Genomic DNA, 9245 nt, shown 5'->3' on the forward strand with positions numbered 1-9245 from the left:
TAGTATAAAGAAATTTATATTAAAAGGAGCAGTCTTGAAATACAGGGGGAAATATATGAATATTAAAGTAAGTCCATTAATTTTTGATGGTGCAATGGGCACATATTATGCAAGCGTTTGTAAAAATCCATTATCCAAATGTGAGCTTGCAAATATTTATGATAAAAATACAATATTAGATATACACAAGGAATATATAAATGCAGGATGCATGGCAATTAGAACTAATACATTTGGAGCAAATAAAGTAAGTCTTGAAAATGAAATTGATCTAGTTGAAGAGGTTATTATAAAAAGTTACGAGATTGCACAAGAGGCTACGAAAGGAACTGATGTTTTAGTATTTGCAGATATTGGACCAATTCCATTTTTAGAGAACACAGATTTATGGGAGGCATACAAAGAAATAGTAGATGTGTTTTTAAACCTTGGTGCATCATATTATATATTTGAAACATTTAGCAGTGATGAATATATGGTGGAGATTTCAAATTATATTAAGGAGAAAAATCATGATGCATATATTTTGATGGAATTTGCAGTTTCACCGGAAGGTGTTACTAGGCTTGGTAATTCAGGTGAAAAATTTATAGAGAAAGTTTCACAAATAAAAACTATAGATGCATGTGGGTTTAACTGCTTTTCTGGACCATATCATTTATTAAAATATATTAAAACTCTTAATATATCTAATAAGACAATCTCTGTTATGCCAAACTCAGGGTATCCGACAATTGTAAATAACCGTACTTTTTTTAACAATACCAAAGAATATTTTGCAACGCAAATGTTAGAGATAGCAAAACAAGGTGTGGCAATACTAGGTGGGTGTTGTGGTACAACCCCAGAATTTATAAGAGAAACAGTTACAAAAATAAAAGGGTTATCTGCGCATGAAATTGTTCCAAGTAAACAAACTAAAAAAATTAAGAATGAGAAACCAATAGTTAAAAACCTTCTACTCGAAAAAATAAGGATAGGTAAAAAAATTATTGCGGTAGAATTAGACCCGCCACTTGATACAGGTATAGATTTCTTTATGAATAGTGCTAAAAAGCTAAAAGAACAAGGGGTTGATGCAATAACAATTGCAGATTGTCCTATTGCTAGAGTAAGGGTAGATAGTAGTCTACTGGCTTGCAAGTTAAAAAGAGAAATTGATATCACAACTATACCTCATATGACATGTCGTGATAGAAATATTAATGCGACAAAGGCTCTGCTTCTAGGGTTAAGTATTGAGGGAGTGAATAATGTTTTAGTGGTGACTGGTGACCCTATACCATCGGCTGAGCGAGATGAGGTAAAGGGAATGTTCAGTTTTAATTCTGCAATACTTGCAAATTATATTACAAATTTAAATGATACAACATTTTCATCTCCTTTTAATATTTGTGGGGCTTTAAACATAAATGCTATTAATTTTAAAAGTCAACTAGAGCATGCTAAAAAGAAAATTGAAAATGGTGTAACTATGTTTTTAACGCAACCAATATTAACAAAGCAGGCTGTAGAAAATTTAAAATTAGCACGCACTGAATTACCTGCAAAAATCTTAGGAGGAATTATTCCAATTGTGAGCTATAAAAATGCTTGTTATATGAATAATGAAATTTCTGGAATAAGTGTATCAGGGGAAATAATAGAACAATACAAGGATATTACAAGAGAAGAAGCCGGAATTCTTGCAATTAAAATATCTACTGATATTGCTCGGGAAATCTACCCTTATGTAGATGGGTATTACCTTATTACACCGTTTAAAAGAATTGATATTATTTCAGAAATCATTAAGAGTATAAGCTTTATTAATGATTAAATGAAGCAATTCATTAAAATAACAGCTCCATCATGGATAATCTCATGATGGAGTTGTTATTTTGTTTTTAAATATAAAAAGTTAGGATTGTCCCCAATCAATTATGGAAATATTGACAAGCATTAATGAGTATTATATAATGAACATATGAACAACAGTTCATGTGTTCATATGAATGGAGGGAAATAGATGGAGAAAGATATGGAGTTTTGTAATTGTTCGACTATTCACGAGGACATAGTAGAAAAAGTGAAAAAACTAATACCACAAGAGGAAACTTTATATGACCTCGCAGAGCTTTTTAAAGTTTTTGGAGATAGTACAAGAATTAAAATTTTATGTGTGCTATTTGAAACAGAAATGTGCGTTTGTGATATAGCAGCTCTTCTTAATATGACTCAATCAGCAATTTCTCATCAACTACGTGTACTTAAAAATGCTAGACTTGTTAAGTATAGACGCGAAGGTAAGGTTGTGTACTATTCTTTAGATGATCAGCATGTTCAACAAATTTTTAACCAAGGACTTATACACATAAAAGAACTTAGGTAATACTCTATTACATAAAGAAAAATTAATAATATAAATCAGATAAAAACTTTGAAAGAGGGGGAAAAAAATGAATACTATAATAAGGAGAGAATTCATTTTACAAGGTCTAGGTTGTGTTAATTGCGCAAACAAAATTGAAACTCAATGTAAAAAAATAGATGGAGTAATAGATGCGAATATAAATTTTATCAGCAAAAACTTAGTAATTCAATTTCAAAGTGAAGAAAAAGTATTGAAGGTTATAGATGAAACAGAAAAAATAGTTAAGAGGATAGAACCTGGTGTTAAGTTTATACCAAAAGACGTAAAGGTCGTTAAGCATGGAGAAAAGGATCATAACCATGATCATGGTCATACAGACGAGGATGAAGGAATTAAAAAAAGTAGAATTATACGTTTTTCAGTAGGGGTTACGCTTTTCATTATAGCAGTTATATTCAAGTTGGATCATTTTGTTGAATTTGCTTTATATTTTATAAGTTATTTATTGATTGGTGGAGAAGTCTTAATAGTTGCAGTAAAAAATATACTAAAAGGAGAAGTTTTCGATGAAAATTTCTTAATGTCATTAGCTACAGTAGGGGCGTTTTCTATAGGGCAATTTCCAGAAGGCGTTGGGGTAATGCTCTTTTACCAAGTAGGAGAATTTTTTCAAGATGTAGCTGTAAATAAATCAACAAAGTCTATATCCGCACTAATGGATATAAGACCAGATTATGCAAATAAAAAATTGAAAGATAAAATTGTAAAAGTAGATCCAGAAGAAGTTCACATTGGAGATATTATAATAGTAAAGCCAGGAGAAAAAGTACCTTTAGATGGTATTATTGTAGAAGGTAAATCTTTAGTGGATTCATCTGCCTTAACGGGTGAATCAGTTCCAAGACAAGTTGAGAGTGGTAATGAAATCTTAGCAGGATGCATAAATAAAAATGGATTATTAACTATAGAGGTAAATAAGGAGTTTGGAGAATCAACTCTAGCAAAGATATTGGATTTAGTTAAAAATGCTAGCAGTAAAAAGGCACCAACTGAAAATTTTATAACTAAATTTGCAAGATATTACACTCCAGTTGTAGTTATAAGTGCAACGGCACTTGCCATATTTCCACCACTATTGATACCTGGAGCTTCGTTCTCGCAATGGATATATAGAGCGTTAGTATTTCTAGTAGTATCTTGTCCTTGTGCATTAGTAGTATCTATTCCACTTGGCTTCTTTGGAGGAATAGGTGGTGCATCTAAAAGTGGTATATTAGTTAAAGGTGGAAACTACCTAGAGGCATTGAATAGCGTTGAGATGGTAGTTTTTGATAAGACAGGAACACTTACTAAAGGAGTGTTTGAAGTTACAGAAATGAACGTAGAAGGAGCAATAAGTAAAGATGAATTATTAGAGTATGCAGCATGTGTTGAAAGCTATTCTAATCATCCTATTGCAACATCTATATTAAAAGCTTATGGCAAGGATATACACAAAGAAGATATTAAAAATGTTTCTGAAATAGCTGGGGAAGGCATTAGAGCAAAAGTAAAAGGAAAACTTGTACTAGCTGGTAACTCGAAATTAATGGATAGTATGAAAATTACCTATAATAAACATGAGAATTCCGGCACAATAATATATGTAGCTATAGACAACAAATATGCTGGTAGTATTATAATATCTGATGAGATAAAAGAAGACTCTATTAGCGCTATAGGTAGTTTAAAAGCTATGGGAGTTAAGAAAATAGTAATGCTCACTGGTGATAATAAAGATATAGCTTTGAATATTGGAAAAGTCCTTGGTGTAGATGAGGTTTACTCTGAACTTCTACCACATGAAAAGGTTGAGAAGTTAGAGGCTCTACAAAAAGAAAAATCACCTAAGGGAAAAATAGTATTTGTAGGAGATGGCATTAATGATGCACCTGTGCTTGCAAGAGCTGATATCGGCATTGCAATGGGTGGAGTAGGTTCTGATGCTGCAATAGAAGCGGCAGATATAGTAATAATGACCGACGAACCCTCAAAAATTGCGCAGGCTATTAGAATTGCTAGAAAAACAAAGAGGATTGTAATGCAAAATATTATATTTGCTCTAGGTGTAAAAGTAGCTATTTTGATATTGGCTGTTTTTGGAATTACAACTATGTGGGAAGCGGTTTTTGGTGATGTTGGAGTTGCACTAATTGCAGTGTTAAATTCAATGAGAGCCATGAAGGACTAAATTTAGTTTCACAAAATAAAAAGTTTAACAAGAACAGAAAATTCTTGTTAAACTTTTTTATGAGTTTTATTGTTTCATAGCAGCTTTCATATGAGTAACTAATGGATCAGCAATGGTACCAACTATAATTTGATAGTTATTGCTTCCAACATTCATAACAGCAGTAGCTCCAAGTTGCTTTAATTTAGGTTCATCAATAAGAGAATTATCTTTAAGCGTTAATCTTACTCTTGTAATACAAGCATCTATATTATCTATGTTCGATTTACCTCCAACAGCTACGAGCATGCTAATAGCTCGAACACCTAGTTCTGAATTATTTAGCTTAGCAAGTGCAGGTGCTTTTTCGTCATCACCTCTACCTGGAGTTTTTATGTCAAACTTCTTAATAAAGAATAGGAATACAAAATAATAAATAACAGAAAATATTAAACCTATTATTATTAAAAGTACTGGCTTACTTGCAATTCCAAAACTAAGTACATAGTCAATTAAACCAGCAGAGAAACCAAAGCCAGATCTAATACCAAGAGCAGCACATATAGCAAGAGATGCACCCGTTAATATAGCATGAATGAAATATAGTACTGGGGATAAGAACATAAATAAAAACTCTATAGGTTCTGTTATACCAGTTAGGAAAGCAGTAAAAGCAATCCCCAAAAGCATACCACTTACAGCTTTTCTATTCTCTTTCTTAGCTGCAGTAATCATTGCAAGGCATGCAGCAGGAAGTCCAAACATCATAATAGGAAAAAAACCTGTCATAAAGGTTCCGGCAGTTGGGTCTAAAGCAAAGAATCTTGTTAAATCGCCTGTAACGACTTTACCTGCAGCGTTCGTAAAAGTACCAAACTGGAACCAAATAAGTGTATTAATAACATGATGTAGCCCAAATGGGATAAGTAATCTATTTAGGAAGCCGTAAAAGAAAGCACCTATAGCACCAGAGTGAGCAATAATGTTTCCAGCATTGTTAATTACATTTTGAATAAGAGGCCAGATGTAACCAGCGCCTACTCCGAGTATTAGTGTATAAAAGGATGTTACAATTGGAACAAACCGCTTACCACCAAAGAATCCTAAGAAATCTGGGACTCTTATACTCTTATATTTGTTGTATAAGTATCCAGATAATATACCAACAGTAAATCCCGCAAGTACTCCCATATCTATATTTTTATTAAAGGTTAGAGCGACGTTAGTTAATACAAAGTAACCAACCGCAGCTGCAAGTCCTGCAACTCCGTTATTGTCATCTGCAAGTCCTATAGCAATACCTATAGCAAAAATTATAGGTAAGTTACTAAAGATGGCATTGCCGGCAGCGAACATCCATGTAATATTAAAAACATCTGGAGATCCGAATCTTAATAAAATTGCGGCAGCAGGCATTACTGCAACTGGCATCATCATAGCTTTTCCAAGCTTCTGAAAATTAGACGAAAATTTGTTGCTTTTAGACATTTTATTACCTCCTCGTATTTTTTAATAATAAAAAATAAATTAAAGTTTATATTTTTTTAATATAAACAAAAAAAGCGTGAAAGGATATACCCCCTTTCACGGTTACACTCTTATTATAAATGTTATAATAAAATTAAGATATGATTTTTCTACTGAAATTAATATTAATTGATTATAATATAATATTTAAATTTTATTTATTAATAGAAATAGGTTGTAAAAAAACTAAATTTGTAATATAATTGGTATATACAACATAACAACATGATAACATGCTAAGTGTATTTATGAATACATAAATTTATATATAATTGAGGAGGGAAAGTTTTGAAAAAGGTGTCAAAGAATAATCCTATTCCACTTCATTATCAGATAAAGGAAATATTACAGGAAATGATAGAAAATGAAGTTCTAAAGCCGGGTCAATCTATTCCAACAGAGCGGGAGATTTGTGAAATCCAAGGGGTCAGTAGAATGACTGTAAATAAAGCTATTATGTCCCTTGTAAACGAGGGGCTAATTTATAGAGAACAAGGAAAGGGAACTTTTGTGTCTATTCCTAAGGTTAATCGTGAAATATCAAGACTTAAAGGGTTTACTGAGCAAATGGAGGAAAATGGTCTAATTTCAAAAACGAAAATATTATCTTATAAAATAATCAACGCAACAAAGCAATGTAAATTTGAACTTAAAATGCCAGAAAATGAAGATAAGATATTTGAAATTAAAAGACTTAGATTTAGTGATGAACAACCCGTTGCGATTGAAACAGCATGTCTCCCATATTTTTTATATAATGGAATGACTAGAGACATGATTGAAGATAAACCACTGTATGGCATATTTCGTGAAATATATGGATATCATCCATACAAGGCAACACAATCGATTGAACCTACAATGTTAAGTGAATATGAAAGTAAACTATTAAATCAAGAAAACGGTGCTTTGGCATTAATATTTAGGCAAACGACCTATATGGAAAATGAAACACCGATTGAATTAACTAAAGCCATATACAGAAGTGACAAGTATAAATATCAAATAACGTTAAAATAAGCGTATGGATTGAACATACGCAAGTATTAGCAATATTACAATAATTAAAATACTAAAATATTTGATGGGGTGATGAATATTAAAGCTATAGTTAATGGGAAACTTATTATGAAGGACAGAATAATTCATGAGCACGTAATAATTTTTGATTCTAAGATTATAGGCATTATAGATAACGATAACTTCGCTGAGTATAAAAAAGAATGTAAGGAAGAAATACAAGTGATAGACGCTAAGGGTAATTACGTATCACCTGGTTTTATTGATATCCATATTCATGGTTCTGGTGGTTATGATACTATGGATGCAACGGAGCAAGCGTTAAGGGTTATAAGTTCTACAATAGCTGCAAACGGTGTAACAGCTTATTTACCTACTACGATGACTATGGATACTGATAATATATATAGAGCATTAGACGCAGTAAGGGGAGCAATGAGTATAGAAATTAAAGGTGCAAAAATTCTTGGGGTTCATATGGAGGGACCTTTTATAAATGAAAAATATAAAGGAGCCCAGAAAGCAGATAATATTATAAAGCCAAATTACAATATCATAAAGGATTATTTAGATATTATCAAAATGATAACCCTTGCGCCAGAAAAGGATGAAAATCATAGCTTTATAAAAAAGGTAAAAAATAATTCTAAAATTACATTGTCAGTAGGTCATTCAGATGCAAGTTATGAGGAGACACTTAAGGCAATTGAGGATGGAATAACTCATGCTACTCATGCATTTAATGCTATGACCCCATTAAATCATAGAAAACCAGGCGTTGTAGGTGCAATATTTACAAGTGATATAACATGTGAGCTAATTGCAGATTTAATACACATTCATCCAGCAATTTATAATATCCTTATAAATGCAGTTCATAAAGATAAAATGGTACTTATAACAGATTCCATGAGAGCTGGTTGTATGAGGAGTGGTATGTACGAGCTTGGTGGACAGAAGGTAATAGTTAAGGATGGAGCGGCTAAACTTCAAGATGGAACACTCGCAGGAAGTGTATTAACACTAAACAAAGCAGTGTTAAACATGCTTAATAACAGTGATCTAGAAATTTATGAGGCAGTTGCAATGGCAACACTTAATCCAGCAAAAGTTATTAATATAGATAATAAAAAAGGAATCCTAGAGGTTGGAAATGATTCAGATATAATTATTTTCAATGATAATATAGATGTGTTTACTACGATAGTTGAAGGAAAAATAGTGTACGAAACTCAAGAGTAAATTTTGAGTATTATTATGAGGTGGTGCAAATATGAGAATAATAGTTATGGATAATTACGATGAAATGAGTAAAAGAGCAGCGCTTATGATTACAAGTCAGGTTATGTTAAAGCCTGATAGTGTTTTAGGCCTCGCTACTGGAGATACTCCACTTGGCATGTATAAAGAATTAATTAAATTGTATAACAAAAAAGAAGTGGATTTTAAGGAGGTTAGAACCTTTAACTTAGATGAATATTATGGAATTAATAGAGAAAATCTTCAAAGTTACTATTATTTCATGAATTCTAATTTATTTAATAGTATAAATATAGCTAGAGAAAATATTAATATGCCTGATGGCATGGCAAAAGATGTGAATGCTAGCTGCAAGGGTTATGAAAACAAAATAAAAGAACTTGGTGGCATCGATATGCAAGTTTTAGGTATAGGTGGAAACGGTCATATTGGTTTCAATGAACCCAATGTAAATTTTGAGGCAGAAACGCATTTAGTTAATCTTGAAGAACAAACAATAGAAGCTAATTCTAGGTTTTTTACATCAATAAAAGATGTACCAGTAAAAGCCATAAGTATGGGAATTAAGACAATAATGAACTCGAAAAAGATTATTTTACTAGCCAATGGATTAAATAAAGCGAAAGCCATAGAAAGAGCTGTTAATGGTAAAATAAATCCTAATATACCTGCATCGATTCTACAACTTCATAATGATGTAACTATTATTATAGATAAAGAAGCAGCAAGTAAACTATAAAAACAAAGCACCTGCGCTAGGCATTAGTGAACTGAACCCACAAAAACGGACATTGAATAAAAAGGACCTTCTGTTGTAGAATAAATATATACAATAGGAGGTTTTTTCTATGAAGACAAAAGGACGTAAACAATTTG

Annotated in this window: 7 protein-coding genes; 6 read left to right on the top strand and 1 reads right to left on the bottom strand. The window is 31.9% G+C overall.

Annotation, left to right across the window (positions count from 1 at the left end; translation table 11 throughout):
• Window positions 1-55: 55 nt before the first annotated feature.
• The 3 genes from LGK95_RS05915 to LGK95_RS05925 all read left to right on the top strand — a co-directional run bounded on the left by LGK95_RS05915 (window position 56) and on the right by LGK95_RS05925 (window position 4583).
• A complete protein-coding gene (locus LGK95_RS05915; RefSeq protein ID WP_226123220.1) occupies window positions 56-1819 on the top strand; it encodes a bifunctional homocysteine S-methyltransferase/methylenetetrahydrofolate reductase in 1764 nt (587 codons plus the stop codon).
• Between the two features lie 189 nt (window positions 1820-2008).
• Window positions 2009-2371 (top strand): ArsR/SmtB family transcription factor, encoded by a 363-nt coding sequence (locus tag LGK95_RS05920; protein ID WP_226123222.1) that lies wholly within the window; start codon window positions 2009-2011, stop codon window positions 2369-2371.
• A 67-nt stretch (window positions 2372-2438) separates the two neighbouring features.
• On the top strand, window positions 2439-4583 hold the full coding sequence (locus LGK95_RS05925; RefSeq protein WP_264174486.1) for a heavy metal translocating P-type ATPase: 2145 nt from the start codon (window positions 2439-2441) through the stop codon (window positions 4581-4583).
• Between the two features lie 66 nt (window positions 4584-4649).
• Here LGK95_RS05925 and nagE read toward each other — a convergent pair whose 3' ends face one another.
• Entirely contained in the window at window positions 4650-6050 is a 1401-nt protein-coding gene (nagE, locus tag LGK95_RS05930) for an N-acetylglucosamine-specific PTS transporter subunit IIBC (RefSeq protein ID WP_226123224.1), read from the bottom strand.
• A gap of 327 nt (window positions 6051-6377) precedes the next feature.
• Here nagE and LGK95_RS05935 point away from each other — a divergent pair, with 327 nt between their 5' ends.
• The 3 genes from LGK95_RS05935 (at window position 6378) to nagB (ending at window position 9108) form a co-directional block, all read left to right on the top strand.
• Entirely contained in the window at window positions 6378-7109 is a 732-nt protein-coding gene (locus LGK95_RS05935) for a GntR family transcriptional regulator (protein ID WP_226123226.1), read from the top strand.
• Between the two features lie 78 nt (window positions 7110-7187).
• A complete protein-coding gene (nagA, locus tag LGK95_RS05940) occupies window positions 7188-8351 on the top strand; it encodes an N-acetylglucosamine-6-phosphate deacetylase (protein ID WP_226123252.1) in 1164 nt (387 codons plus the stop codon).
• A gap of 31 nt (window positions 8352-8382) precedes the next feature.
• Window positions 8383-9108 (top strand): glucosamine-6-phosphate deaminase, encoded by a 726-nt coding sequence (nagB, locus tag LGK95_RS05945; RefSeq protein ID WP_226123228.1) that lies wholly within the window; start codon window positions 8383-8385, stop codon window positions 9106-9108.
• The last annotated feature ends 137 nt before the right edge of the window (window positions 9109-9245 follow it).

This window comes from Clostridium algoriphilum (assembly GCF_020443705.1).
GTDB classification, from domain to species: Bacteria; Bacillota; Clostridia; order Clostridiales; family Clostridiaceae; genus Clostridium_AD; species Clostridium_AD algoriphilum.

Bases quoted from the DNA above. Each gene is read 5' to 3' on its own strand.
- LGK95_RS05920 (WP_226123222.1), top strand. From the start codon at position 2,009: ATGGAGAAAGATATGGAGTTTTGTAATTGTTCGACTATTCACGAGGAC.
- LGK95_RS05915 (WP_226123220.1), top strand. From the start codon at position 56: ATGAATATTAAAGTAAGTCCATTAATTTTTGATGGTGCAATGGGCACA.
- nagE (WP_226123224.1), bottom strand. From the start codon at position 6,050: ATGTCTAAAAGCAACAAATTTTCGTCTAATTTTCAGAAGCTTGGAAAA.
- LGK95_RS05925 (WP_264174486.1), top strand. From the start codon at position 2,439: ATGAATACTATAATAAGGAGAGAATTCATTTTACAAGGTCTAGGTTGT.
- nagB (WP_226123228.1), top strand. From the start codon at position 8,383: ATGAGAATAATAGTTATGGATAATTACGATGAAATGAGTAAAAGAGCA.